This is a genomic window from Streptomyces sp. NPDC127117, assembly GCF_042677325.1.
In the GTDB taxonomy this organism is placed as follows: domain Bacteria; phylum Actinomycetota; class Actinomycetes; order Streptomycetales; family Streptomycetaceae; genus Streptomyces.
Map to the genome: position 1 here is coordinate 1 of NZ_JBHXTM010000033.1, position 24,098 is coordinate 24,098.

Genomic DNA, 24,098 nt, shown 5'->3' on the forward strand with positions numbered 1-24,098 from the left:
GCCTCCACCGGCCCCCTCACCTTTCCGTCTGCCGACTACGCGCCGTATGCCTTGAACGCGATCACGTGGGCATGCGGCGCCCCGTGCGTGGCATCCACCACGAGCCGCAACGCGTCGGTGCGCACGGGGCCGCCGTCCGCGCCCTTCAGCCGGTGCACACGGTGGCGGCGACGGTTGTCCGTCACCGTCAGCAGGGTGTGCCAGGTGCCGTCGGGCTCACGGCTCTGGATGCGGTAGTCACGGACCAGTTCCGGCATGATCTCGAACGGGGTGCGGTGGCGGTGCAGGTTGTTGAGGTACTCGTCGACGTCGTCGTCGAACACCACGCGTGTTTCGGTGAGCCGCTGTTGCCCTTCCCAGTCCAGGCGCAGCCACTGTGCGGCCCGGCCGGGGTCGGGCAGTGTGCTGGAGGACCACATCTGGGGGCCCTTGTAGGGGCGCTGATATCCGCCGACGGCCCGTTCGGGCAGGAAGGCGGCGGTGTCGGGGGTCGCGCGGAAGGCGAAGGTGTGGCGGCGCAGGCCGCGGGCCTGCCATTCCAGTACCGGCTGGCCGTCCTCTTCGGGGATGTCGTGGTCGACGGCTGCGTCTCCCTCGGCCTTGCTGCGCAGGGCGAGGACGCCGTCGGTGCGTTCGGGGAGCAGGACCAGGGCCGCGTCCGGGCAGGCGCGCACGATCAGGACGACGTTGTGCGGGGTGCCGGGGCGGTGGTCGAGGCGGGCGGTGACCCAGTGGGGTCCGCCTGCCGGTGCCGTCACGGTGGTGGTGAGCAAGTGGTCGGCGGGGACGGCGTTCTCGGGGCGGCCGGTGCTCCACAGTTCCACGGTCAGTTCGCTGGGCCGGCCGGGGGCGCCGTGGACGAGCAGGTCGACCGTGTCGAGTGCGGGATCGGCCGGGAGCAGCAGGGCGAGGTCGCGGGTGAGCGGGTAGGGCTCGCCGGGTGCGGAGGGTGCGGGTTCGGCGGCCAGCCGGTTCTGGTGCGAGGAGGCGGTGACGCGGGCGGTGCGGGCGAGGTTGTCGGGGTCGTCGTCGGCGAGGCCGATGACGGAGGCGTCCTGGCGCAGGAGGGTGTGGCGTACCAGGTCGGGGTGTTTGGTGGCCAGTTCGCGCGGGGTGAGGTTCTCGGCGGCGCACAGGGCGGCGGCCGTGCCCGCGGCTTCGCCGAGGGTGGCGCAGGTGGCCATGACGCGGGTGGCGCCGAAGGCGATGTGGGTGGCGGAGATGTTGCGTCCGGCGAACAGGAGGTTGGTGACGTTGGCCGAGTACAGGGAGCGCAGGGGTATGTGGAAGATGCCGTCGGCGTAGCGCTGGCGGGCGCCGGGCTCGTCGGCGTACATGCCCTGGACGGGGTGGAGGTCGACGGACCAGCCGCCGAAGGCGACACGGTCGGTGAACTGCCGTTGTTCGAGGATGTCCTGCTGGGTGAGGACGTGGTCGCCCAGGAAGCGGCGGTATTCGCGTTTGCCGGGGAGGCTGCCGACCCATTCCAGGGTGAGGTTCTCGGCGTCGGGGAACTCGCCGGAGTTCTTGATGTGGTCCCAGATGCCCATGATCACGGCCTGGAGTTCGTCGCGGATGCGTTCGTTGTCGTGGACCGTGTCGAGTTCGCCGCCCCATTCGATCCACCAGTAGTCGCAGCCGTTGTCGCCGGTGCGCAGGACGCGGTTACGCAGGATGGGGGTGGTGGCGAGGTCGCGGGCGTAGGCGGGGGGGACGAATTTGACGGGGCGGCCGGTGTCCTTGGTGTGGAAGAGGATGGTGGAGCCGAGCAGGGCCTCGTCCTCTTCTTCGGGGGCCCAGGGTTCGCCGAATTCGGACTGTGCTTCGCGGCCGATGCGGTAGTGGGCGCCGGCGAGGTGGCCGAGCAGGCCGTCGCCGGTGCAGTCGAGGAACTGCCCGGCGTGGAAGGTGATGCGGCGTTCGGAGCCCATCATCCAGCCGGTGCAGGAGTGGATCTCGCGTGCGTCGTCCGGGCCGCTCGCGTCGGCTTCCCGTACGTCGGTGTTGAGGTACAGGTCGATGTTCGGTTCGGCCCGTACGGCATCGAGGACGACCTGGTCCCAGTAGTAGGGGTTGCCCTCGGGGTTGCGGTACTGGTTCTCGGTGTACAGCTCGCCCATGATGCCGGTTTCGCGGGCCCAGCGGTGGACGCCGTGCGCGGTGGCGCCGCAGACCCAGACGCGGATCTCGCTGCTGGCGTTGCCGCCCAGGACGGGCCGGTTGTTGACCAGCGCGACACGTCGGCCGAGCCGGGCGGCGGCGATGGCCGCGCAGGTCCCGGCCAGGCCGCCGCCGATGACGGCGATGTCGTAGTGGGCCTCTTCTTCCCGCACGGTGCGGCCTCCTTGATGTGAAGCTCGGTTACTCTCCGACGTACCGGAGCGGCTTTGAACGTACATCACATGCATATTGTGCAACCACTGTTCAGCCAGTGGGATGTGTTGTAGATTTCCGGCGCAGTCGACGACACCGCCGCCGTGGGCCGACAGTCAGACTTGGCCTGTTCGGCGATGCCGCCGTCCTGCATGGAACCGGCGTTTCACCAGTCAGAAGGGTTGACGCCGTCGCGCGATATGGAGAACGATCCCGCATGCTGCAACTTGCGTTCAATGGAGCATGCATGGCACTCATACAAGGGCCCGGCCGGGACAGGCGACGGGGCGCATCGCCGCTCACACCCGGCCGCGTCGCGTCCGCCTTCCGGCACACGGCCCGCCGTGCCATGCCCCGCACCACCGCTCCCGCCCCGTTCGAGAGGACACACCCATGAGTACGGCCGCACCTCCCCAAAAGGCCGCACCTCCCCGCAAGGCCGCTGCGCGCCGTGAGCGGGGCGGCGGGCGACTCTCGAACGGCGCGTTCGCACTGCTGCTGACCGCACCGGGACTCGCCCTGTTCGCGACAATCATCATCTATCCGCTGATATCGGCACTGTTCACGGGCTTCTTCAAGCAGGACCTGCGACTGCCGGGCCGTGAGTTCGTCGGCCTGGAGAACTTCGCATACTGGCTGGACGGCGACTTCCTCACGATCTTCAAGCAGACGCTGGTCTTCACCGTCGGCGCGACGGTCGTACCCTTCGTGATCGGCTTCGCACTCGCGCTCGCGCTGAACTCCGGCCTGAAGGGCAGCGGCTTTCTGCGCGGCCTGTTCCTCTTCCCGTGGGTGATCCCGGGCGTGGTGGTCTCCTTCCTGTGGATGTGGATCTTCAACGCGAACTACGGCGTGCTCAACGGCATCCTCATGAAGGCCGGGATCATCGAGGAGTCCATCTCCTGGCTCGGCCAGCCCGGCACCGCCATGCTCGCCGTCATCGTCACCAAGACCTGGGCGAGCTTCCCCTGGATGATGGTGATGCTCCTGGCCGGCCTGCAGACCGTGCCCAAGGAGCTGCACGAGGCGGCCTCGATGGACGGGGCGGGCTCGATCCGGCGCTTCTTCGCCGTGACCTGGCCGCAGGTGCGCGGTGTCGCCTCGATCGTGCTGCTGCTGGAGTTCATCTGGAACTTCCAGCACTTCGACACCATCTACGTGCTCACCGGCGGCGGTCCGGCCGGTGCCACCGAAACCTTCGCGACCGCCGTGTACCAGACCGCCTTCAAGGGCTTCGACATCGGCCGGGCCACCGCGCTGGGCGGCCTGTGGATGCTGCTCCTGCTGCTTCTGGTCGCCGTCTACCTCAGGATCACCGAGCGGAAGGGCGACGCCCGATGACCTCCACGACCTCCACCACCCCGCTGTCGGGCACCGGCCGGCACAGGACGTCGGCCACCTCCGCCGGGCGCACCTCGCGGCGCCGGATCCGCAAGGACCTGCTGCGCTCGCGGATCGCCGCCTGGAGCGCGGTCCTGGTGATCGGCGCCTTCGGCATGCTGCCGGTCTACTGGCTGCTGGCCACCGCCCTCAGCAGCCCCGAGCAGACCTTCCAGTTCCCGCCGAAGCTGATACCAACCGACATCACCTTCGACAACTTCACGGCCCTGGCCGAGAACGACCAGCTGATCACGTACCTGGTCAACTCCCTGATCGTGGCCTCGATCACCGCCGTGCTGAGCGTGGTCGTCGCCACGTACATGGGCTACTCGTTCTCCAAGTTCCGCTACCGGGGCCGGCGCTCGCTGATGCATCTGGTGCTGGCCTCCCAGATGTTCCCCCAGGCGCTCCTGCTGGTGACTCTGTACGCGGTGTTCTCCAGCTTCGGGCTGCTGAACACGTACACCGCCCTGGTGCTGTCCTTCACCACGTTCACGATGCCGCTGTGCGTGTGGATGCTGAAGGGCATCTTCGACACCATCCCCGACGCCCTGCTGGAGGCGGCGTCCATCGACGGCGCGTCCCGCTGGCGGACGCTGCACTCCGTGGTGGCGCCGCTGGCCGCGCCCGGCATGATCGCCGCCGGCCTGTTCGCCTTCGTCCGCGGCTGGAACGACTTCATCTTCGCCGTCACGCTGGCCGACAAGGAGAAGCAGACCCTGCCGCCCGGCCTCGTTTCCACCTACATCGGCGAGTTCCAGACCGCGTGGCCCGAGCTGATGGCCGCCTCGCTCATCGTGTCGGTCCCGGTGGTCATCGCCTTCATGTTCCTGCAGCGCTACCTCGTCGGCGGCATGACCGCCGGCTCGGTCAAGAGCTGAAGCCCGCGGGATCCGTCCCGCACCCTTCCCCCCACCTGCTTGCCCCTTTTTCCGCCCACTCCCCCATGGAGACACCATGACCACCTCTGGCATCAGCCGGCGCGGCGCGCTGCGCATGTTCGGCATCGGCGCGCTCGGTGTGGCCGGCGCCGGCGTGCTGGGCGCCTGCGCGCCGTCCGGCGCGAGCTCCTCCTCCAACGGAGGCGACACGAAGTCCAAGAACTTCGACTTCACCTCCTGGTCCCTCAACGAGGAAGCCGCCAAGCCCGCGATCGAGAAGATCATCAAGGCGTGGGAGAAGGCCGAGGGCTCCACGATCCGCGCGGTCTCGTACCCGTACAACGAGTACCTGAGCCAGCTCACCCTCAAGCTCGGCGGCGGGGAGACGACCGGCGCGGTGCACCTGGACATCGCCTGGCTGGCCGCGGTGGCGCAGATGGGCAAGCTCGCCGACCTCAGCACGGTGGCCCTGAAGGGCGGCTACACGAACGTGGCGCTGGACAGCGGGATGTACGAAGGCAAGCAGTACGGCCTGCCGTGGAACACCGGCTCGATCGGGGTGATCGCCAACTCCAAGCTCCTGGCGAAGGCCGGCATCAAGAAGCACCCCACCACCATCCAGGAGTTCGAGGACGCGCTGCGGGAGCTGAAGGGGCTGGGCGGCGGCATCGTGCCCTACGCCGCGGCCACCAAGGTCGCGCAGCTCAAGGACATCTTCCCGTGGATGCAGACCTTCGGCTGCACGCTCCTGGAGGACAGCAAGGTCACCATCGGCGACGACGCCTCCGTCGATGCCGTCACCTGGTACAAGAAGCTGCACGACGAGAAGCTGATCGCCGCGGACGTGGACCGCTTCGACGCGCGCGCCCTGTTCGGGCAGGGCAAGGCTGCCTTCTACGATGACGCCATCATCGGCAAGGGCGTGACCGCGGCCCAGTCCAAGGACAAGACGCTGGCCGACGCGATGCAGCCGATGAAGCGCCCGGTGCTGCGCGCCGGGGACAAGCCGCAGGCGCTGCTGTGGGGCGGTGTGATCGCGATCGTCAAGGGCAAGGGGCAGGACGCGGCGACCGAGTTCGCGCTGCACGCCACCTCCGACCGCGCCACCACCACCGAGTACTTCACCGAGCGCGCCCTGCCGCCGTCCACCACCGCGGGCCTGGCCGACCCGAAGGTCGCCGAGGACACCTTCACCACCGAGTGGACCGAGAAGATCACCGACACGGCGACCGGCAGCCCGTTCTGGCAGTTCGCCCAGAACGCCCAGATCGAGGAGGCCGTGGCCAAGCAGGTCCAGGCCGTCCTGGTCGGCAAGGAGAAGCCGAAGGACGCGATGAGGAAGGCCGCCGAGGAGGTCACCGACCTCATCAGGCGCTGAACCGGCACGCGGCGCCACAGGGGCCCGGTGCAGGCCGTTTCGGTCTGCACCGGGCCCCTCGCCATGCCGCACACGCATTCCCCTGTACGTAATCCGAATCCGCATTGTGCAACTTCTATTCATGATCCGGGATCCGCTGTAGGCTCCCGACGCATCGAACGAGGGGCGGCCCGACCTGCGGGGCGGCCCCCGTCCGCCCCACCCACGCCCGCGAAGGAGTTCACCTTGCGACGTCCCACGGCACGCGCGTACGCCGCCTCGGCCGCGGCCCTGGCCGCCCTGCTCTCGCCCCTGCCGGCCGCCCACGCCGACAACACTCAGAGCACGGCGGCCGCGGCGACGGTGATCGAGAAGGTCCCGTACGCGATGGACTCGTCGAACCAGGCCGCCTGGTGGACGCCGGTCGCCACGTACAAGGGCCGCGGTCAGTACACGTACTTCGCCTTCAACGAGCCCGGATCGACGGCCGCCACACACCGCCCGGCCATCGCTCGGCGTGACCCGGACGGGGTCTGGAGCCGCCTGCCACTGCTGGACGGCAGCGGGCAGCAGGCCGAGTTCCCCGACGACAACGGGCACAACCAGCCCTCCGTCGCACGCGACGGCAGCGGCCGCCTGCATGTGTTCGCCTCCATGCACGCCAACTCCTGGCGCTACTTCCGCACCGAGGCCCCCGGTACCGATGTCACCGACCACGCGGCCGAACTGCCCGACCAGGGCGTGGGCATCACCTACCCCGTCGTGACCACCGCACCCAACGGCGACCTGTATCTGGCCGCCCGGGTCGGCTCCGGCGCCGACCAGCGTCCCGGCAAGCTGTACCGCTGGGACAACGCAGCCGCGCGCTGGAGCACGGTAGCCACCTTCGCCGGGGCGCTGAACCGTTCCGTGTACCCCGACGACCTGACGGTGGACGCCGCCGGGCGCGTGCACCTGCTGTACGAGTGGGCCAAGGCCCCGGCGACCGCGTTCCGCCACCAGCTGTCCTACCTGCGCTACGACCCGGCGACCGGCGCCTTCGCCGACAGCACGGGCGCGGCCGTCACCACCCCGGTCACCCCCGCCACCTCCGACGTGATCCAGGACCTCACCGCGGGCGAGGAGTGGAGCACCGACAACGCCTACCCGGGCCCGGCGGTGCAGAGCGCCAAGCTCACTCTCGACGGTTCCTCCCCGAAGGTCGCCTACCGTTACCGCTCGGCCGACAGCGGCGGCAACTTCCGCGTGTACTACGCCTATCCGAGCGGCAGCGGCTGGATCAGCAAGACCGTGTACGCGGGGGGCCAGACCGCCGCGGCCCTGGGCATCACCTGGGACGCGACGGACACCAAGCGGGTCTACTACATCACCGGCTCCGGAACCGACCGCGTCTTCGCCGCGACCCAGTCCGCGGACGGGACTTGGACCGCGCAGTCCGCCGCGCCGGGCGTGAGCGCGGACCGGCTCGCGGTGCGGCGGGACTCGGACGGCAACGACGTGCTGTACCTGCCGGACACCGCACACAACTCGCTCTACTACGGGCTGCGCTGAGACCCCGTCCGGCAGCCGCCGGACACGGACGGGCAGGCCGGGGCACGGCCTGCCCGTCCGCCGCGGGTTTCGGAACCTCCAGGCGCGGCTGCCCTCGCCTGCGGCTCTCCCCCAATCCCTCCCGCCCGGGGCCCGGACGGGGATCTCTGCCGCATCGGTAGCAGCCTCTTCGATGATGCGTTTGGCAAGGTTGGTGCTGTCCGGAAGCTCGGCCGCCCGAGTCGCGGGCGTCATTGCCTTCAGGCGTTGCTGGTCACTCGCTCATGCCCACGCCAACGACGTTTCGTCAGACCGCTCCCCCGGTGGTGCTCCACCTCGGCGCCGGTCACGGCCCACACCACACCGTGGTGGACGCAGCATGCTCACACCGCTCAATGTTTTCAGCTGGGGCGATCCGCTGCGCACCACCCCCTCCGGACCGACGTCAATTCTCAAGGTATGAAGGAAGCCAGGGGGCTGATGGGTTCGGTCATAGAGGGTCGCGCCGCCGGCCTGAGGGTGAGGGTGAGGGCGAGGGTGAGGGCGAGGGTGAGGGTGCAGCAACGGTGTGTGTACCCGTCGCGCTCGGGTGCGCGATGACGGAGACAGGAGGGGAGGTCCGACGGACACCAGGGACTCCGTCCCGATGGTGCGGCACCGTGCCACGCTGCGATACCAACTGCCAGGCGTCACGGCCGCGGCCGTGGCTGCCTGCTCGGGCAGTAGTTCCCCCGGCATCCGATCCCGGACCCTCAGGGCATTCCTGAAGGGCAGCGGGAAGTTCGAGGCCGGGGGTGGACTACTGCCGCTCGTACGGTCGGGCGCGGGTGCCCTGACAGGACGGTTGTCCGGGTTGGCTCTGCGGTCACTTCGCGCGTTCCGCAGGGCCGACCCCTCTGTCAGGTCACGACATCCCCATGTGACGCCGGCCGGCCTGGCAGCGAAACGGCGCCCGCGAGTGCAACGCGAACCTTCCACAGTCCTTCCCGGATCGCGCAGCCGAGACCCCGAACCGCCCTGGGGCGCAAGGGCCGCATATCACTTGCGGGCGACGAACCCCCACTGATCGACGGGCTCAACGCCATCTTCGCTCCGGCTCGGACGCCACAGCGAGATGGAGCCGAATCCCGGGTCGACCAGTTCCATCCCGTCGGCGCTGGCAAGGATCTCCTCGGGCCGCCGCACCAGGTAGGGCGGAGTGTCTCCGGCCGCGTAGGCTTCCTGGGCTGCCAGAGTCTGGGGAGTGGCGATCGTGTCGCAGAGCACCAGATAGCTGCCTGTTGCGGTGCCGGCCATGTATCGGCGCATGAGGTCGATGCCGGACTGGGGATCGACGTGTCCCAGCGTGGACAGCACCATGACGGCTACCGGCTGTGTCATGTCCAGGGTCTGTCCGGCTTCATGGAGTACCCGCTCGGCTTCGAGCATGTCCGCGTGCACGTAATTCGTCATGCCGTCCGGTGCGCTCGTCAAGAGGGCGCGGGCGTGGGTCAGAACCAGCGGATCGTTGTCGACGTAGACGATGCGTGCCTTCGGCTGGACGCTCTGGGCGACCTCGTGGGTGCTGTTCTGGACGGGGAGCCCGGTTCCGATGTCGAGAAACTGGGTGATTCCCGCCTCTTCGGCCAGGTAGCGCACCGCACGCGCCTGGAAGGCCCGTGACGCGCGGGCGAGGTCCCGGGTCTGGGGGTAGCTCGCGATGACTTGGTCTCCCAGTTCCTGGTCGACCGGATAGTGGTCCTTGCCTCCGATCCAGTAGTTCCACACGCGGGCCGAGTGCGGTACGCCGCTGCGGATCTGTGCCTCAAGCTCTGTCTGTTCGGTCATTTCGCTTCTCGTCTCGTAGTGTCCGAAGGGCAGCCGTGGCGGCAGTCTCGGTGGTCTCCGGCATCATGCCAGGCCCGCCCACGCGTCGGCTCCGCACGTGCCCTTTCCCGTCGGGGGCGACGGTGATGGCGCCCAACTTGGCTTGCAGGGCATACGCGGTCATTCTGCGCGCGCTGCGGATGCTCAGTGGACTGGGATGTCGCCTGTTGAGGCACGTTCGAGATGTTGATCTTCGCTGTGGAACGATCTACGCGTGGCTCGTGGAGATCTGACGGACCATGACCGGCGCGGTCGTGGGCAGCCCCCACAGGGTGACCGGAACGAGAGAAGATGCACTGTGGATCCACGCGTACCGCACCTGCGTCGCAAGTTGGCGGCGATCCCTTTCCAACAGATGCGCAGCCACTCCTTCGGGAAGAGCAATCGGCAGCTCAGGCGCGGCACCGTTCTACAGTCTCGTAACGCTGGGACGGCGTTCTCCGCTGGTCATGAATCCGCGCGGAGAACCAGGATCACCCCGCGGATTCGGTGACGCAGGCCCCAGAGCAGACGAACGCGATCTTTCCTCCACATCATTGAAATGGGTTGCACCGACGTATGCGTCCTCGCTGTGACCGGTCCACTCACCGGCCGCGTCCTCGACGGACAGCGAAGGTACTGGGGCCCCAACGTCTCCTCCGCGACCGACTTCCTCGACCGGTACGAACGCCGGCCGAACCACATGAGCGCCGGACGCGACTACCGAGCCCCGGAACTTGCCTCGCCCCGACCTCGTGCCCATTCGAACCGCCATCGCATGGCGGCTCCGAGGATCTGACTGTCCGTAACCGCTCGCCGAACGTGAGCCCGAACCCGAGTTGGCTCTGTCGCAGACCTTGTGACGCTCGGGGTCCTATCCGGACCAGGTTCTATGGTCGCCACACGGCGATGCGTACCGGAGCTGAACGGTAACCGACACAACGGGGACCGATGTCGTCTGCTCAGGCCGTTTCGGCTGCCGGGGCGGCGATGCCGTCGCTCGGGGCGGCAGGCCATTCGCGGTGTCCTTCGTCATGCCACAGCGGGCGTCGGTCGACCCGTAGGCCGAGGATCTCCGGTCGCGCGTAGTGGCCGCGGGAATCGACCCAGACCTTGACGGCGTCGATGTCGGCGAGATCGATCTCGGCGGTGACGAGCTTCTCCTCAAGGCCGGTGTGCGGGCCGGCGAGGTACTGGTTGAAGGGGTGGATCACGGCCGACCAGCCACCGCCCGCAGTGATGTGCTTCTGCGGTCCGACAGTCGACTCCATCCACCGCAGGCACGTCTCGTCCACCGGGTTTCCGGCAGAGATGACGAACGCCTGCGCCGTGAGCGCATGGGTCTTCATCATGGCGTCGATCTGGACGTCGGCGACGGTCTCGAAGCCGGTCATGGTGGACAGACCGGGCCATGCTGCTGCGTGGATCTGCTGGCCCTGGGCGATCAGGGACTGCCGGGCCAGGTTCATGGTGTGTTCCCAGCAGGCCAGGCCGCCGATCCGGCCCAGAGTGCTATCGAAGACGCTGAGGGTGGCGCCGCCGCCCTGAGCCCACACGATGCGTTCGGCGTAGGTGGGCTGGAGCTTGCGGTGAACTCCGAGAAGGGTGCCGTCGGGTTCGATGAAGACCTGACTGTTGAAACACGTGCGGGTACCCGCGAGCCGCTCGCTGACACCGAGAACGGCGCCGACCCCGGCGCGGTCGCATGCGGCTTGGACCCGGGCGATCTGCGGACCGGGCACCTCGACGGACGCCTCGGCGTAGGCGACGTTGGCGCCCTGCTGGTCCAGCGGGGCGTAGGCCTCGATCCAGTACGGGTAACCGGGCACGAAGGTCTCTGGAAACACCAGCAGGTCGATGCCTTCCCGGCCGGCCTGTTCGATGAAGTGGATGACCTTGTCGACGGTCGCCTCGGTGTCCATGAACACCGGAGCTGCGTGCACCGCCGCGACAGTTCGTTTCGTGGAAGAAGTGGGAGATGACATGTCGGAGTCCTCCTCAGAAGTGCAGCGCACCCCGGCAGGAACAGCCCGTCGAGCGGTGTCCGGGGCGCACGGTCCAGATGCGGATGGTCGGGTGAGTCGGTCACGAAGAAGACTGCCATCGACCTCGGGCCGATACTCGCCCTCCAGCCGTGCAAGAGGTACGCCAAGGACGCCCTGCTGATCGTGGACGGCATCCTGGCCCCGACCCGCGATCACGTCACCGCCGAGCAGTCGAAGGACTACCGGCACACCACCGACCACCAGCTCGCCATCGACGGCAACTCGGGCGTGCCGGCCTCCCCGGAGACCACGATGCCGAGGTCGGTGATCGGTCCGGCGGCGCACCCGGGCAGGTCACCATCACTGGGCTGGTCTCCGAGCGTACCGACCGCGGGGCCTCCCGACAGCGCCCGAGCACCGAACTCATGCTCGCACGCAGCACCGCCTGGCAATCACCCACCAGCCAATCGGTCGAGTCGGCACGACCCGAGCTCAATCGCGTACCGATCTGTTACTGCGTATGCGACTGGTGGTACTCGGTCATGAGCCGTTCGCGGTCTCCTTCGAACCGGGCAGGGCTGCTCCCCGGCCGACGCGTCGGCCGCCTCGTAGAAGGTGTGCGCCCCGCTCCGCCTCGCTCATTTGACCGGCGACGAGGTCTACGGCGGCCTCCGAACTCCTCACCGCCTTGGAAAGACGCGGCCTGGAATACATCCTCGCCGTACCCCTCTTCGGCCGGAATCTGTGGATCAGAATTTCCTCAGGAGCGGTTGAGTGCTGCATCGAAACGACCCGCCCAGAGAACGGGTGATCGAGAAGTCCACGTATTCGACGCGTACGCCGAACCTTTCGATCTCCTGGCCCAGGAAGGAGAACTCAGGGTCGGTTACGTACACGTCCGGGCCGAGAGGGAGACCGTTGGTGGCCAAGGAGGTGGCCTGATCAAGGTCGACGGTGATCTTCTCCCACTCCTTGAGCGAGTCGGGGATTCCTTCGAGCAATGCCTCTTCAGAGGCAACGAGAAGCCCTTCCTTGATGAACCCCAACGCACAGTCCAGGTGCAGAATGCGATCATGCAGAAGCACCTTTTCGACCGTGTAGCCGTATGGCGCCAAGAACTTGGCCAGCCATTGGATACCCAGTGAGTTGGAGGCCAGCCCGGAGGTACCGACGAAGACCTTCTTCCCGAGGACCAGGACATCGCCGCCTTCGAGGAAGGGGCCCGGTCCGAGGGTGAGGTCATCAGGAGCGGCGACCTCCGGCATGGGAACCGCGACGTACGTGCAGTCGCTCGGATATACGTGATCGCGCATCACTTCTCGTAGTGGCAGCACCTCGCGACGCCGATGCAAGAGGCGCATGGATGCCTCGACGACCTGGTTCCCGACAGTGAAGAAGGGGTCGCGGGCGAAGAAGTTGGCGTAACCGCCGTCGGCAGCTGCCTTCTCCTCCGGAGTGAGCGGACGAGGTCTGTGGACCTGGACTCCGTGGCGCTCAAGAACCGCACGGAAAGCTTCCCGTTCGCCTTCCCAGCGGGCCTGTCGTTCCGGGGCGAAGTCCTTCATGTCTCCGCCGGCGGAGATTTCCGTCCGGCTCCCTGCGGGAAGGAATCGCATGTCGTCCGATGACATGGCCGACGCGGGAATGGACACCTCGCTCTGCGCCAGAACCACTGTCCGCAACGGAGCGAACTCACTCTCCACATACACCTCGGGCATAGCGCTCCTCTTGACTCCAGCCGACTCGCGTGCACCTTTCGTGACGATATCTCCATGACCTGCTATTTACAGGAAAGCCCCTCTGTGGTGCGTGTGAGCCAGGGGGCCATTTCGGCAGGACCGCGGTGCCGGCCCTGCCGATACGGCCGTCGGAAGGGCCTTGCTGACTGCGTGTGCCGGAACCGCGAAGAACTCCCGTCATCGCAGGTCACAAGGCAGTCCTCCATCTTCCGAACGTCATCCGCAGGCATCGGCCGTGGATCACGGTTTAGCCTGACGGGAGTTGATGTTCCTCAGCTTCGGGAGGATGACCTATGGCAGCCGTGCACGTGACCGTGTGGGATGACCGCGATCGGGTCGAAGGAGGGGCCCCGACAGCTTCGGCGGCCCCGGTGACCCCGGAGGCCGCTGCTGCCCCCGCCCTCTTCATCCACAACATCTTCACCTGGGGCAGCGACTCCATGTACGGGTTCGCCGGGCAGCGGCCCCTCGCGGACAGCCGGCGGCTCCTCGTGGTAGACCGCCGGGGCTACGGCGACAGCCCGGACACCGCGCGCAGCGACTTCGACGTCGACGCCGAGGACATCGTGGAGGTTCTCGACGAAGGGGTCTCCGCCGTGGGCCTGGGCGGTGCCCACCTCGTGGGGCACGGGAACGGCGCCGTCGCCGCGCTCATCGTCGCCGCGCGCCGACCCGACCTCGTCCGCTCCCTTGCCCTCATCCAGCCCTCCGCCTTCACCGCCGCCGCGCACCACCCAGTCGTCGCCGACCTCCTCGGCCGGGTACGCGACGGTGCCCCGGGCATCCCGGACGGCATCACGCCGGAGCAGTATCTACGTGCGTCCACCGAGGGGTTGGGGATGACTATGCCCGAGCCCACGTCGCGCCGGCTGCGTGCCGTTGCCACATCCATGAGGGAGCGGCCCATCTGGGAGGCGGAGATCCCGCTGGAAATGGTCCGGGGCGCCGCCCTGCCGACTCTGGTGATCTGCGGAACCTGGGAGCGCGCGCCGGCCACGTACCGCGAGCACGTGGGGCTCCCCCTCATGGCTGTGGCCGAGTCCCTCACGGACTCCCTCGGGGGCTGCCTCCTGCGGGTGCCCGGCTACTACCCGCACACCCAGCAGCCCGCCGCCGTCAACGCCGCCCTGCGGGAGTTCTGGGGCTGACCCGGTTCCGCATCGGCTGCCAGTCCCGCGCTGCCCACCCTTGCCTGGCGGTCAGTCTCATCAGGTGCAACCGTACGTGCGGCATGGTCTATCTGACGCCCGGACAGATTGCCTCGGTGAGAGGCTGGGACGCGGATGCCGCACAGGTTTCCGCCGGGGCGGCTGCTGCACGGGATGCAGCTGCCCACCCAGTCGCAGGGCTCCCCCTACGCGGAGTGGTGGGAGGCGGACGCCACCGCCGACGACCTCGCCGCGATCGCCCGCCCCTGGTGACCTTCGCGTCCACCGCAGCACCCGCGCCGATCCTCACCCCGGTCAACTTGGCCGAGGTACGCAGCGGCTCGGCATCTCCCTCACCGCCGCCGAGGAACTCCGCCAGGGCGTCGTGGTGGTTGCGTTCGCCACCGCGAGCCCAGACAGGGGCGTTACGGGGAGCTGTGGTGATTTCGATGGCTCGCCGGTCATGAGCCCTGTCATCAGGGGGCGCTACTGCGTCGGGCGTAGGCGCGGGCGGCGCGGGCGCGGTCGCCGCAGCGGGTGGAGCACCAGTGGCGGCGGCCGCGCCTGAGCAGGTAGCGGTTGCAGGGCGGGGAACCGCAGGCGGTAAGGCGTTCGGCATCGGGGGAAGTGAGCAGGTCGGCGGCATCGGCGGCGAGGGTCGCGAGTGCGTGGTCGACGATCTGTGTGGTGGGGTGCGGGGCGGCGCGGTAAGGGCCGGTCTTGTCGTCCCACTGCAGCAGCGGGGCGGTGGGAACCCTGATCAGCGCGTCATTGACGGCGCCCAGGGCAGCGGGGAGGGCGGGCAGCCCGTCGACTCGGGAGGCGAACAGCGCCCTGATCTGCTCACGCAGGGAGCGCAGCTGCGTCGCGCACATTTCCCGCATCCCGATCTCGACCGGGGCGAGATCGCGTTCGGTCAGCCACTCGTTCGCTCCTGCGGGGGTGCCGAGTTGGTCGATGTAGTGCCCGCCGGGCAGCGCGATGGCGCTGTTGGCGAGGGCGAGAGCGGGGTACTGCTCCGCGCCCGGTGCGATCGGCAGGCTGGATTCGGAGGGCACGATCTCTTCCATGACCCTCATGGTACAAGCTCCAGCCATCCATGATTCTCACGGTTTGGCATTGCCTTATCCGTGATGCCCGCCCTATCGTGACCTCACGGTTCAGTTACAACCATCCGTGAGGTGCGCTTCTCATGTCTTCCCACACTGCAGCGAACGAGCAGTTTCCCGTCCGTGTCTTCGGCGGCCCAACAGCCCTCTTCGACTACGGCGGCCTGCGCTTTCTCACCGACCCGACCTTCGACGGCCCGGGCGACTTCCGGGCGCCGGACGGCCCGGTCCTGACCAAGACCGCGCCTTCCGCGGGCAGCCCGGCCGACCTCGGCCGCGTCGACGTGGTCCTGCTCTCCCACGACGAGCACGCCGACAACCTCGACGACTCCGGACGCGCCCTGCTCGCCGATGTCCCACTCACCCTCACCACCCCCGGTGGCGGGAAGCGCCTCGCGGACAAGGCCAGGGGCCTGGCCGACTGGGAGTCCATCGAGCTGGACCGCCCGGGCGGCGGCACAATCACGGTGACCGGCGTGCCGGCCGTTCACGGGCCCGGGACACGCGAGGAGGTCGAACCGTTCACCGGCGAGGTCGTCGGCTTCGTACTGACCAGCGCCGGCTTGCCCACCGTCTACGTCAGTGGCGACAACGCCTCGCTCGACCTGGTCAAGCAGATCGCCGAACGGTTCGGCCCCGTGGACACCGCTGTCCTCTTCGCGGGCGCACCCCGCTTCTCCGCCCTCTTCGAAGGCCAGTGCATCGTCCTCGACAGCACCCGGGCCGCCGAGGCAGCCCAGCTTCTCGGCGCCCGCCGCGTGGTGCCTGTCCACTACGACAGCTGGGCCCACTTCACCGAGGGCCGCGACGACCTGGCGGCCGCCTTCACCGCTGCGGGGCTGGCTGACCGCCTGGACTGGGGCCACCGGGGCTGACCCGGCGACGAGACCGTCCAGCACGGTCACCAGCGGTTGATTCCTCCCATACGGGTTCGATCCGTGGCGGCCCGTCGGGTTCAGCAGCGATGAGTCCTTCGCGTCGGCCGGGGCGGGTGACGCCGAAGCTACGGATCATCTCGACGTCGATCGATCCTGGGGCAGACGGCGTTGATGCGGATGCCGACGGCTGCGTGATCGAGGGCGGCGGAGAACGCGGCTGCCGTCGCTCCGGTGGGCCGGCCGGTGTCGGCGGTGATGGTGGGGGCGCGTACGGGGAAGGGGCGGCAGACGATTCCCCAGCTGGTGATCTGTGTGATGCACACGGCCGGAAGTACGGCGCGGAGCCGCGACCGGTCCCCTGTTCCGGCCGCGGCCCCTAGGGCGTCGGGCTCGGTCACGGGCAGCGGCCACCGGTCTCGACCGGCCTACCAGGCCTGATTCGGTGACTGCCGGATCCGCGCAGGATGTGCTGCCTTCCGCTTAATCATCAAGTCGGCGTCGGCTTTCACGACACCTGACGCAAGGCGGCCGGGGCGCCCTGATTCAAGTCAGCAGCAGCCGGACGACGATTCCTCGGCGGTTGCGACCGGCAGAGAGGAGCCGACGCCAATCTGTACGAGCGCGGGCGCCGGAGCAGCACAGCATCCGCCGGTGTCGGCCTGGTCGGTTGCCGGCTCGTCGAAGAGTCCGGCGCCGCCGCAGACTCCGGTTTCGGGGAGGGTGAGTTCGACGCGGTCGGCTGATTCGGCGTCACCGGCGATGGCGGCGGTGACGGAGCGGACCTGCTCGTAGCCGGTCCTGGCGAGGAAGGTGGGGGCGCGGCCGTAGGACTTCATGCCGACCAGGTAGATGCCGGGTTCGGGGTGGGAGAGTTCGCGGTGGCCGTGGGGGTAGACGGTGCCGCAGGAGTGCTGGTTGGGGTCGATGAGCGGGGCCAGCGCGGTGGGAGCCTGGAGGCGTTCGTCGAGGCCGAGGCGGACCTCGGAGAGGAAGGACAGGTCGGGGCGGAAACCGGTCAGCACGACCACCTCGTCCACCGGGTCGAGACGGCGTCCGTCCTCGCCGGTAAGGATCAGGCGGCCGTCCTCGTCGGGCTTGATGGCTTCGGTGCGGAAGCCGGTGACCGCGTCGGCATGGCCGTTGTCGACGGCGGCCTTCGCGGCCAGGCCGAGGGCGCCGCGGGCGGGGAGCTGGTCGGCGGTGCCGCCACCGAAGGTGGATCCGCCGATGCCTCGGCGCAGGATCCATACCGCGTGTGTGCCGGGCTCGTCCTTCGCGAGGCCGGCGAGGGTGGCCAGGGCGGTGAACGCGGAGGCGCCGGAGCCGATGACGGCGGTGCGCTTGCCTGCGTAGCGGTCGCGGACGGCCGGGTTCTTGAGGTCGGGGACGCGGTGGGTGATGCGGTCGGCTGCTGTCTTCTCGCCGAGGGCGGGCAGGCCACTGGCCCCGGCCGGGCTGGGGGTGGCCCAGGTGCCGGAGGCGTCGATGACCGCGCGGGCGAAGGCGCGCTCCTCACTGCCGTCGGCGGTGGTGAAGTGGACGACGAAGGGCTGGGTTTCGCGGTCGGCGTCGACGATGCGGTCGCGGCCGGCGCGCGACACCCCGGTGACAGTGGCGCCCAAGCGGACACGCTCGCCCAGGGCATCGGCCAGGGGCTGGAGGTACTGCTCGGCCCAGTCCCCGCCGGTCGGGTAGGTGGCCGCGTCGGGCTTGGTCCAGCCGGTCGGGGCCAGGAGCTTCTCTGCGGCCGGGTCGGTGACCTCGCCCCAGGTGGAGAACAGCCGCACATGCGACCAGTCGCGAACCGCTGCGGCGGCGGCCGGTCCCGCCTCCAGGACCAGCGGTTCGATGCCGCGCTCGACCAGGTGGGCGGCGGCGGCCAGCCCGGCGGGGCCGGCTCCGATGACGACGACCGGCAGGTCTGCAGTGGTGGTCATGGCGGTGATGTCCTCCGGGATAGGCGGCTGATCCGGCAGCTGTTTCGATTGCTGTCGATGTCTTGAGCTTGCCCCCCGATATCGACAAGTGTCAACATAGACACATGTCGAAGTCAGAGATTGCGGACCTGCCGGTTCTCGACGCGGGGACCGTGGTGCCGTGCTGCCCGCCGATCACCGCCGGGGAGCTGTCGCAGGGCGACGCGGAGAAGATGGCCGTGATGTTCAAGGCCCTGTCGGACCCGGTGCGGCTACGCCTGTTCTCCAAGGTCGCCTCGCACCCGGGCGGCGAGGCGTGCGTGTGCGACATCTCCGACGTCGGCGTCTCCCAGCCGACCGTCTCCCACCACCTGAAGAAGCTGCGCGAGGCCGGGCTCCTGACCTCCGAGCGGCGCGGGACCTGGGTCTACTACCGGGTCGCACCGCCCGTCGTTGCGACCATGTCCGCCATGCTCGACTTGCGCATCTGACCGACGGCCAGCGGCCCGTGCCGGCGGTCGGCCGGTGCCGTCGGCCGGGCAGCAGCGCGCCTGATACGCCTGGAGCACAGAAATGGTCGGTGGCGATCTGTGCACCGGAGTTGCTGCCACCGACCACCGGCTACCACTGCCCGGCCGACTCGCCGGGCAGCGTCGGCCGGTGGTGTGCAACTGGCGGCCGGTGAAGATCTCCCGGCCGGGGACAGCCGGGAGGAAGGGGCGCCCCCCTGTCCCGGGCGCGCAGGTGACCGTCCGCGCCGACCGGTCGCCGGAGTCCGTCTCCATCCGCGCCCGGTCCCCGTCCCGGCGCACGGCCGGGACGGGGACCGGGCGGTGAACACGCAGTTCGTAGCGGTTTTCACAGGCGGCCAGGTACTGCACCACGCGCTCGGCGTCCGGGCACTCCTCGCCGGGCTGGGCGGGCATGAGGCGGCCGGGCAGGGAGGAGAACACGGCCGGGGAGAACGGGTGCGGCGAGTCCCAGGTGTACTGCCAGGCGCCGCCCGGCTCTTCCTGGGCGTCGAGGATGTTGAGGTCGAGCTTGTTACGGCGCAGGTGGTGATCGGCGACGGATCAGCCTTCTGCGCCCGCACTGGCACGGCCCCCATCGGCGTGGGGGGCCCCGGGGGGGCCGGGGGGGCCCCCCCCCGCGCCCCCCCCCCCTACCCCCACCACGTCCACCCTGTGCATCACGGCGCCGTCGTCACCGCGTCGGCGGCGAACCTCTTGCGCCAGGCCAGCGCGACGTAGACCAGGCCGATCAGGACGGGCACTTCGATGAGCGGGCCGACGACCCCGGACAGGGCCTGGCCGGAAGTGACGCCGAAGGTCGCGATGGCGACGGCGATGGCCAACTCGAAGTTGTTGCCCGCCGCGGTGAACGCCAGCGTCGCCGTGCGGTCGTAGGCGAGACCGAGTGCCCGGCCGAGCAGGAAGGTGCCGAAGAACATGACCGCGAAGTAGACCAGCAGCGGCAGTGCGATCCGGACCACGTCCAGGGGCTGCGAGGTGATCGTCTTCCCCTGCAGGGCGAACAGGATGACGATCGTGAACAGCAGCCCGTACAGAGCCCAGGGGCCGATCCTCGGCAGGAACTCCGTCTCGTAGCCCTCGCGGCCCATCCTCTGCTCGCCGATGCGGCGGGTGAGGAAGCCGGCCAGCAGCGGGATGCCGAGGAAGATGATGACGTTGAGGGCGATATGCCATACGGAGACGTCCAGGCCCTGGCCGTCACCGAGGTTCAGCCACCGGGGCAACAGGTCGAGGTAGAACCAGCCCAGCAGGCCGAACGCGATGACCTGGAACACGCTGTTGAGAGCGACGAGCACGGCGGCGGCCTCACGGTCACCACAGGCGAGGTCGTTCCAGATGATGACCATGGCGATGCAGCGCGCCAGGCCGACGATGATCAGGCCGGTGCGGTACTCGGGCAGGTCCGGCAGGAAGATCCACGCGAGCGCGAACATGACGGCCGGGCCGACGATCCAGTTTATGACCAGCGAGGACACCATCAGCTTGCGGTCGCCGGTCACACGGTCGAGCCGGTCGTAGCGGACCTTGGCGAGGACCGGGTACATCATCACGAGCAGACCGAGCGCGATCGGCAGGGAGATTCCGCCGACCTCGATCTTCGCGAGCGCGTCGTTCATGCCCGGGATGAGGCGGCCCAGGCCCAGGCCGATCACCATGGCGAGCAGGATCCACACCGCGAGATAGCGGTCGAGCGTGGAGAGCTTCCTGACGATCGAGTCGTCACCTCCCCCAGCCTGGTCTGCGGCGGGGCCCGTCGTGGTGCGCTCGGTGGTCACGGGCAGGCCCTCTTGTTCCCGGCGGCACTGCGGGCGGACTCGGCCAGCGTGGCGAACTGCCCGGAGAGGCCGGCCAGGACCTCGGGCTTGAGCTTGTAGTAGGTGAAGCGGCCGCACGGCTCGGTCTCCACCAGCCCGGCCTCGCGCAGCACCTTCAGATGGTTGGAGAGGTTGGTCTGCTTGGCCCCGGTCTCCGCGACCAGGTGCGTCGTGCAGAGCGTTTCGCGCGCCAGCAGGGTCACGATCTGGAGCCGGAGCGGATCGCCCAGCGCCCGGATCACATCAGGATCGACTGAAGTCAGCATGCACTGATACTCTCACATCACTACCTGCTGATACCAGCGGGGGCTGAAGTCATTGGCGGCCGGGTTCCGCCGTGCGACGAGAGAGAACGATCAGAATGACCGAGTCCTCCGGCAAGCCGTCCGTCCTGTTCGTCTGCGTCCACAACGCCGGCCGCTCCCAGATGGCTGCCGCCTGGCTGACCCGCCTGGCCGGGGACCGCGTCGAGGTCCGCTCCGCCGGCTCCAACCCCGGGGAGACTGTCAACCTCGCTGCCGTCGAGGCGATGGCCGAGGTCGGCATCGACATCTCCGCCGAAACCCCGAAGATCCTCACGACCGACGCCGTCCGCGAATCCGATGTGTGCATCACCATGGGCTGCGGCGACACCTGCCCGGTCTTCCCCGGCAAGCGCTACCTCGACTGGAAGCTCGACGATCCCGCCGGACAGGGCGTCGAAGGAGTACGCCCCATCCGCGACGAGATCAAGACCCTGGTCGAGGGCCTGATCGCAGAGATCGCCCCGGAGGCCACGGCGTGAGCGACATGCGCGACGTCGTCATCATCATCGGTTCCGGCACCGCCGGACATACCGCCGCCCCCTACGCCGCCCGTGCCGAGCTCAGGCCCGTACTGTCCGGCAGGAGCATCTTCGTCGGTGGCTCCCTCACCACCACCACCGAAATTGAAAACTTCCCCGGCCTTCCCGAAGGCGTCGACGGTCCCGACCTCATGGAGAACAGGCGGGCCAGGCCGAAAAGTTCGGCGCCGAGATGATCGACGACGACATCACCGCCGTCGGCCTCACCGACCCCGTCGAGCTGCTCACCGACTCCACCGGACCGTCCACCGCGCGAGGACGGTGATCATTGCGACCAGCTCCGGTCACTGCAAGCGCGGCCTCCCGAGAGAGGACGCTGTCTGGCCAGGGCGTGACCTGGTGCGCCACCTGCGACGGATTCCTTTTCCGTGACCGCCGACCGCGACGTGGTCGTGGTGGGCGGCGGCGACACCGTCATGGAGGAAGCCACCCCCCTCCCCCGCTTCACCCGCTCCGTCACCGTCGTCCACCACCCCTCCGCCCGGCGCGCCTCGAAGGTCGATGCGCTCGGGACGATGTTCCGGGACCGGAGCCATCGGCGGAGGTGGTCGTAGACGTAGCCCTTGCCTGCATGGAGCTCGGCGGGCCGTCGTCGATGAATCCGGCCACCGCCCTCGGGCCGCACCGGAGTGTCCGGAGCAACCGGAAACACCCGCAGGAACAACTCCCACAACCGATCCAGCGCAGCCGTTCCACCCGGAGTCATCGCGCTGGAAGAGAAGGTGTCGCCTCTCGAAGGGCAGCGTCGAGTGTTGAACCGGCAGCTTCCTGCGGCAGTCACCCGCACATCACCTCTGCCGACCTGGTGACCACGCGCAGTCCCAGAGATCCGAGATGCCCGGGGCTGCAGCATGGGTCACGCCCGTGGACGTGACCCACCCACCGTCAGGCACTGTGCGTACGAGGCGCTCTTGGCGCCGGAACGGGTCGCGCCCCGGCTCGCCCTGCTCCGGTCACCGGCGTTCCGCCCCGCCCACCGGCCTTACGACCCCGACCAGTTACTCGCTCGCCTCCCCTTGCACTGAAGACGCACACACCAGGGCCCGGACAGACCCTGGCTGTCCAGGACACTGCAGGATCCGGCGGACTCCACCGAGCCGGAACAGCCACCTTCCGGCGGTGTGCCAGCCGCGCACGACGCGGTGGCCCGACTGGCCGTGGACAAGGCCTGCTTGACCCCTCAGGTGTCCACTCAGCGTGCCGTCGCCGCTGTCGGCTTCGCGAGCGTGCAGCCCGTGGCTGACAGGTTGAGCTTGTTGCCCGTCGTGAAGCATGCGGGGATGCCGTAGGTCTCCTGGGCGTATCCGGTTCCCTGGTGGATGGTGACGGCTCCTTGCTCGCTTACCTCGCAGGGATTGTCAAGGGTGCAGCTTTCGCCGTTCTCGTTAATGGTGTTGTTGATCGCCGTGACCTGCCCGGTCGTCGTGTCGATGACCGGGGAACCCGAAGTGCCCCCGATGACCTGGCATTCCGGGGTGTAGCGGACGGCGTCCTTCCATGTCCACTGGCCCTCCTTCAGGCGGTACGCGAATCCGTCGACGGAGCAGGAGTAGACCCGCTTCCAGTAGCCGGAGACGACGTCGATCGCATGCCCCTGCACCGGGTGGGTCGCGGACAGCGTCAACGGCGCGATTCCCGTGGACTGCTGTATCTGGGCGTAGGTCTTGGTCAGTTGGTAAAGCGTGACGTCCGTGTCGGTCATCGTCGCGTAGACGACTTTGTTCGCCTTGAGTGTTCCGGCGGTGCCGGCCGAGGCGTTGAGCAGGGTGAAGCTGCGGGTGGAGGACTGGTTGGTGATGACCTGACCTGCGCTCGGGAGACCGGTTTCGAGGCAATGGCCGTTCGTCATGACCAGCCCTGGGTCCGTCGCCTGCGAGTTCGGCATGCGAATCAGGGAGCCCGAGCAGTTACTGAGCGCCACGGTGCCCGCGAAGGAGGAGGCTGTCACCGAGGCGGGCGTACCGTCGGAGCGCACGGCGTCCGTCGCGGCAGTGGAGGTCGCCCCGCCCACGGGGTTGGACGCTGCGGCTGCCGTGCCCGTTGTGCCTATCAAGGCGGCGGCACCGAGGGCAACTGCGGTGAGGGTGGCGAGGAGAGGCTTGCGCATGGTGATGGTCGGTCCTCTCGGTTCGGTCCAGGAGCCCGGAGGCCCCTGGACTGTGAAGGGTGACCGCATTGTCGGCGTACAGCCAAGTTCTCCGCTACCTCGCAGCTCCGTCCTGGCTCATTTCGCTCCCTTGACGGTCTTCGCACCGGGACTGTCTTCCTTGGTCGTTGGGTGCACAAATGCCGAGCGGTGGATGCGGTGGACCAGGAACGGTGACCGGCATCAGGACTGTCCAGCAGCCGGACAACGGCGTCGCCACCGCACCGGCCGCCCCGACCACCATTCCCGTGATCTTCCAGCCCTGCGACACACCCCCTCCCCGCCCATCGCCCTACGACACGTCAACCCACTGCCTCACGCGTACCCTTCGCCGGCAAGATCCCCTTGCTTCGGTGCGGCACGGGGACGTGGCCCTGCGGAGTGCCGTCACCCGGAAGACCCGCACCCGTCCCCAGCCACGGGCGCCGGTAGCCGATAGCTGGTAGCCGGTGAGTCCATACCCACCGGTGCCCGGCCCGGTCCCGGAACGTGCACTTCTCGGCCTCCGCAATGGGTAGGATCACGCCGCACGTGGAGCGGGCGGTTCGTGGCCGCGCCGCGCACGGCACAGGCCGAATCATCGGGGGTACGCGGATGAGTACGAGCGGCAGTGGATACTG

19 protein-coding genes and 3 pseudogenes are annotated in these 24,098 nt (G+C 68.7%); 12 read left to right on the forward strand and 10 right to left on the reverse strand.

What is annotated here, in order from left to right; translation table 11 throughout:
• Positions 1-35: 35 nt before the first annotated feature.
• The gene (locus ACFVH0_RS26210) at positions 36-2,333 is read right to left on the reverse strand and encodes an FAD-dependent oxidoreductase (RefSeq protein WP_385823932.1); all 2,298 of its coding nucleotides are present in this window, start codon (positions 2,331-2,333) and stop codon (positions 36-38) included.
• 433 nt (positions 2,334-2,766) lie between these two features.
• On the opposite strand from ACFVH0_RS26210, the gene ACFVH0_RS26215 reads away from it, so the two are divergent.
• The 4 genes from ACFVH0_RS26215 (at position 2,767) to ACFVH0_RS26230 (ending at position 7,542) form a co-directional block, all read left to right on the forward strand.
• Positions 2,767-3,714, forward strand: coding sequence for a carbohydrate ABC transporter permease (locus ACFVH0_RS26215; protein WP_385823934.1), 948 nt, complete (start codon positions 2,767-2,769; stop codon positions 3,712-3,714).
• Positions 3,711-4,634 (forward strand): carbohydrate ABC transporter permease, encoded by a 924-nt coding sequence (locus ACFVH0_RS26220; RefSeq protein ID WP_385823936.1) that lies wholly within the window; start codon positions 3,711-3,713, stop codon positions 4,632-4,634. Before ACFVH0_RS26215 ends, ACFVH0_RS26220 begins: the two co-directional genes overlap by 4 nt.
• Positions 4,635-4,710: 76 nt before the next feature.
• On the forward strand, positions 4,711-6,012 hold the full coding sequence (locus tag ACFVH0_RS26225) for an extracellular solute-binding protein (protein ID WP_385823938.1): 1,302 nt from the start codon (positions 4,711-4,713) through the stop codon (positions 6,010-6,012).
• A gap of 225 nt (positions 6,013-6,237) precedes the next feature.
• Positions 6,238-7,542 carry a BNR-4 repeat-containing protein gene (locus ACFVH0_RS26230; RefSeq protein ID WP_385823940.1) on the forward strand — a complete coding sequence of 435 codons (1,305 nt, stop codon included), beginning with the start codon at positions 6,238-6,240 and terminating at the stop codon, positions 7,540-7,542.
• Positions 7,543-8,559: 1,017 nt separating this feature from the next.
• On the opposite strand, the gene ACFVH0_RS26235 is transcribed toward ACFVH0_RS26230, so the two are convergent.
• Positions 8,560-9,348, reverse strand: a complete 789-nt coding sequence (locus ACFVH0_RS26235) for an SAM-dependent methyltransferase (protein WP_385823942.1) — start codon at positions 9,346-9,348, stop codon at positions 8,560-8,562.
• Positions 9,349-9,685: 337 nt separating this feature from the next.
• Here ACFVH0_RS26235 and ACFVH0_RS26240 point away from each other — a divergent pair.
• Positions 9,686-10,165: pseudogene (locus ACFVH0_RS26240) on the forward strand (SMI1/KNR4 family protein).
• Positions 10,166-10,328: 163 nt separating this feature from the next.
• Here the strand turns inward: ACFVH0_RS26240 and ACFVH0_RS26245 are convergent.
• The gene (locus ACFVH0_RS26245; RefSeq protein ID WP_385823944.1) at positions 10,329-11,309 is read right to left on the reverse strand and encodes a carbon-nitrogen hydrolase family protein; all 981 of its coding nucleotides are present in this window, start codon (positions 11,307-11,309) and stop codon (positions 10,329-10,331) included.
• Positions 11,310-11,474: 165 nt separating this feature from the next.
• Here ACFVH0_RS26245 and ACFVH0_RS26250 point away from each other — a divergent pair.
• Positions 11,475-11,636, forward strand: a pseudogene (locus tag ACFVH0_RS26250) (IS5/IS1182 family transposase); the annotation flags it as partial.
• A gap of 464 nt (positions 11,637-12,100) precedes the next feature.
• Here ACFVH0_RS26250 and ACFVH0_RS26255 read toward each other — a convergent pair.
• Positions 12,101-13,069, reverse strand: a complete 969-nt coding sequence (locus ACFVH0_RS26255; protein ID WP_385823946.1) for a dimethylarginine dimethylaminohydrolase family protein — start codon at positions 13,067-13,069, stop codon at positions 12,101-12,103.
• Between the two features lie 314 nt (positions 13,070-13,383).
• Here ACFVH0_RS26255 and ACFVH0_RS26260 point away from each other — a divergent pair, with 314 nt between their 5' ends.
• Positions 13,384-14,238, forward strand: a complete 855-nt coding sequence (locus ACFVH0_RS26260; RefSeq protein WP_385823948.1) for an alpha/beta fold hydrolase — start codon at positions 13,384-13,386, stop codon at positions 14,236-14,238.
• 135 nt (positions 14,239-14,373) lie between these two features.
• Positions 14,374-14,511 (forward strand): hypothetical protein, encoded by a 138-nt coding sequence (locus tag ACFVH0_RS26265; RefSeq protein ID WP_385823950.1) that lies wholly within the window; start codon positions 14,374-14,376, stop codon positions 14,509-14,511.
• 203 nt (positions 14,512-14,714) lie between these two features.
• Here the strand turns inward: ACFVH0_RS26265 and ACFVH0_RS26270 are convergent, their stop codons facing one another.
• The gene (locus ACFVH0_RS26270) at positions 14,715-15,317 is read right to left on the reverse strand and encodes a CGNR zinc finger domain-containing protein (protein WP_385823952.1); all 603 of its coding nucleotides are present in this window, start codon (positions 15,315-15,317) and stop codon (positions 14,715-14,717) included.
• Positions 15,318-15,430: 113 nt separating this feature from the next.
• On the opposite strand from ACFVH0_RS26270, the gene ACFVH0_RS26275 reads away from it, so the two are divergent.
• Positions 15,431-16,222 carry an MBL fold metallo-hydrolase gene (locus tag ACFVH0_RS26275; RefSeq protein ID WP_385823954.1) on the forward strand — a complete coding sequence of 264 codons (792 nt, stop codon included), beginning with the start codon at positions 15,431-15,433 and terminating at the stop codon, positions 16,220-16,222.
• Between the two features lie 128 nt (positions 16,223-16,350).
• On the opposite strand, the gene ACFVH0_RS26280 is transcribed toward ACFVH0_RS26275, so the two are convergent.
• Together ACFVH0_RS26280 and ACFVH0_RS26285 are read right to left on the reverse strand one after the other, a co-directional pair.
• Positions 16,351-16,548: a hypothetical protein gene (locus ACFVH0_RS26280; protein WP_385823956.1), complete on the reverse strand. Its 198-nt coding sequence runs from the start codon at positions 16,546-16,548 to the stop codon at positions 16,351-16,353.
• Between the two features lie 225 nt (positions 16,549-16,773).
• Positions 16,774-18,162 (reverse strand): NAD(P)-binding domain-containing protein, encoded by a 1,389-nt coding sequence (locus ACFVH0_RS26285; RefSeq protein ID WP_385823958.1) that lies wholly within the window; start codon positions 18,160-18,162, stop codon positions 16,774-16,776.
• Positions 18,163-18,266: 104 nt separating this feature from the next.
• Between ACFVH0_RS26285 and ACFVH0_RS26290 the strand changes: the two genes are divergently transcribed.
• On the forward strand, positions 18,267-18,632 hold the full coding sequence (locus tag ACFVH0_RS26290; RefSeq protein ID WP_385823960.1) for an ArsR/SmtB family transcription factor: 366 nt from the start codon (positions 18,267-18,269) through the stop codon (positions 18,630-18,632).
• A gap of 698 nt (positions 18,633-19,330) precedes the next feature.
• Here ACFVH0_RS26290 and arsB read toward each other — a convergent pair.
• Both arsB and ACFVH0_RS26300 read right to left on the reverse strand, forming a co-directional pair.
• Positions 19,331-20,449 (reverse strand): ACR3 family arsenite efflux transporter, encoded by a 1,119-nt coding sequence (gene arsB, locus ACFVH0_RS26295; RefSeq protein WP_385823962.1) that lies wholly within the window; start codon positions 20,447-20,449, stop codon positions 19,331-19,333.
• The gene (locus ACFVH0_RS26300; RefSeq protein WP_385823963.1) at positions 20,446-20,754 is read right to left on the reverse strand and encodes an ArsR/SmtB family transcription factor; all 309 of its coding nucleotides are present in this window, start codon (positions 20,752-20,754) and stop codon (positions 20,446-20,448) included. The genes arsB and ACFVH0_RS26300 overlap by 4 nt, the downstream gene beginning before the upstream one ends.
• A gap of 95 nt (positions 20,755-20,849) precedes the next feature.
• On the opposite strand from ACFVH0_RS26300, the gene ACFVH0_RS26305 reads away from it, so the two are divergent.
• Both ACFVH0_RS26305 and ACFVH0_RS26310 read left to right on the forward strand, forming a co-directional pair.
• Positions 20,850-21,272, forward strand: a complete 423-nt coding sequence (locus ACFVH0_RS26305; protein ID WP_385823965.1) for an arsenate reductase ArsC — start codon at positions 20,850-20,852, stop codon at positions 21,270-21,272.
• A pseudogene (locus ACFVH0_RS26310) lies at positions 21,269-21,829 on the forward strand (FAD-dependent oxidoreductase); the annotation flags it as partial. The gene ACFVH0_RS26305 and the pseudogene ACFVH0_RS26310, both read left to right, overlap by 4 nt.
• A 695-nt stretch (positions 21,830-22,524) precedes the next feature.
• Here ACFVH0_RS26310 and ACFVH0_RS26315 read toward each other — a convergent pair.
• Complete coding sequence (locus tag ACFVH0_RS26315; RefSeq protein WP_385823967.1) at positions 22,525-23,439, reverse strand: serine protease; 915 nt, start codon at positions 23,437-23,439, stop codon at positions 22,525-22,527.
• Between the last annotated feature and the right edge of the window lie 659 nt (positions 23,440-24,098).

Bases quoted from the DNA above. Each gene is read 5' to 3' on its own strand.
- ACFVH0_RS26300 (WP_385823963.1), bottom strand. From the start codon at position 20,754: ATGCTGACTTCAGTCGATCCTGATGTGATCCGGGCGCTGGGCGATCCG.
- ACFVH0_RS26270 (WP_385823952.1), bottom strand. From the start codon at position 15,317: ATGAGGGTCATGGAAGAGATCGTGCCCTCCGAATCCAGCCTGCCGATC.
- ACFVH0_RS26260 (WP_385823948.1), top strand. From the start codon at position 13,384: ATGGCAGCCGTGCACGTGACCGTGTGGGATGACCGCGATCGGGTCGAA.
- ACFVH0_RS26220 (WP_385823936.1), top strand. From the start codon at position 3,711: ATGACCTCCACGACCTCCACCACCCCGCTGTCGGGCACCGGCCGGCAC.
- ACFVH0_RS26315 (WP_385823967.1), bottom strand. From the start codon at position 23,439: ATGCGCAAGCCTCTCCTCGCCACCCTCACCGCAGTTGCCCTCGGTGCC.
- ACFVH0_RS26215 (WP_385823934.1), top strand. From the start codon at position 2,767: ATGAGTACGGCCGCACCTCCCCAAAAGGCCGCACCTCCCCGCAAGGCC.
- ACFVH0_RS26235 (WP_385823942.1), bottom strand. From the start codon at position 9,348: ATGACCGAACAGACAGAGCTTGAGGCACAGATCCGCAGCGGCGTACCG.
- ACFVH0_RS26225 (WP_385823938.1), top strand. From the start codon at position 4,711: ATGACCACCTCTGGCATCAGCCGGCGCGGCGCGCTGCGCATGTTCGGC.
- ACFVH0_RS26290 (WP_385823960.1), top strand. From the start codon at position 18,267: ATGTCGAAGTCAGAGATTGCGGACCTGCCGGTTCTCGACGCGGGGACC.
- ACFVH0_RS26305 (WP_385823965.1), top strand. From the start codon at position 20,850: ATGACCGAGTCCTCCGGCAAGCCGTCCGTCCTGTTCGTCTGCGTCCAC.
- ACFVH0_RS26265 (WP_385823950.1), top strand. From the start codon at position 14,374: ATGCCGCACAGGTTTCCGCCGGGGCGGCTGCTGCACGGGATGCAGCTG.
- ACFVH0_RS26255 (WP_385823946.1), bottom strand. From the start codon at position 13,069: ATGCCCGAGGTGTATGTGGAGAGTGAGTTCGCTCCGTTGCGGACAGTG.
- ACFVH0_RS26285 (WP_385823958.1), bottom strand. From the start codon at position 18,162: ATGACCACCACTGCAGACCTGCCGGTCGTCGTCATCGGAGCCGGCCCC.
- ACFVH0_RS26275 (WP_385823954.1), top strand. From the start codon at position 15,431: ATGTCTTCCCACACTGCAGCGAACGAGCAGTTTCCCGTCCGTGTCTTC.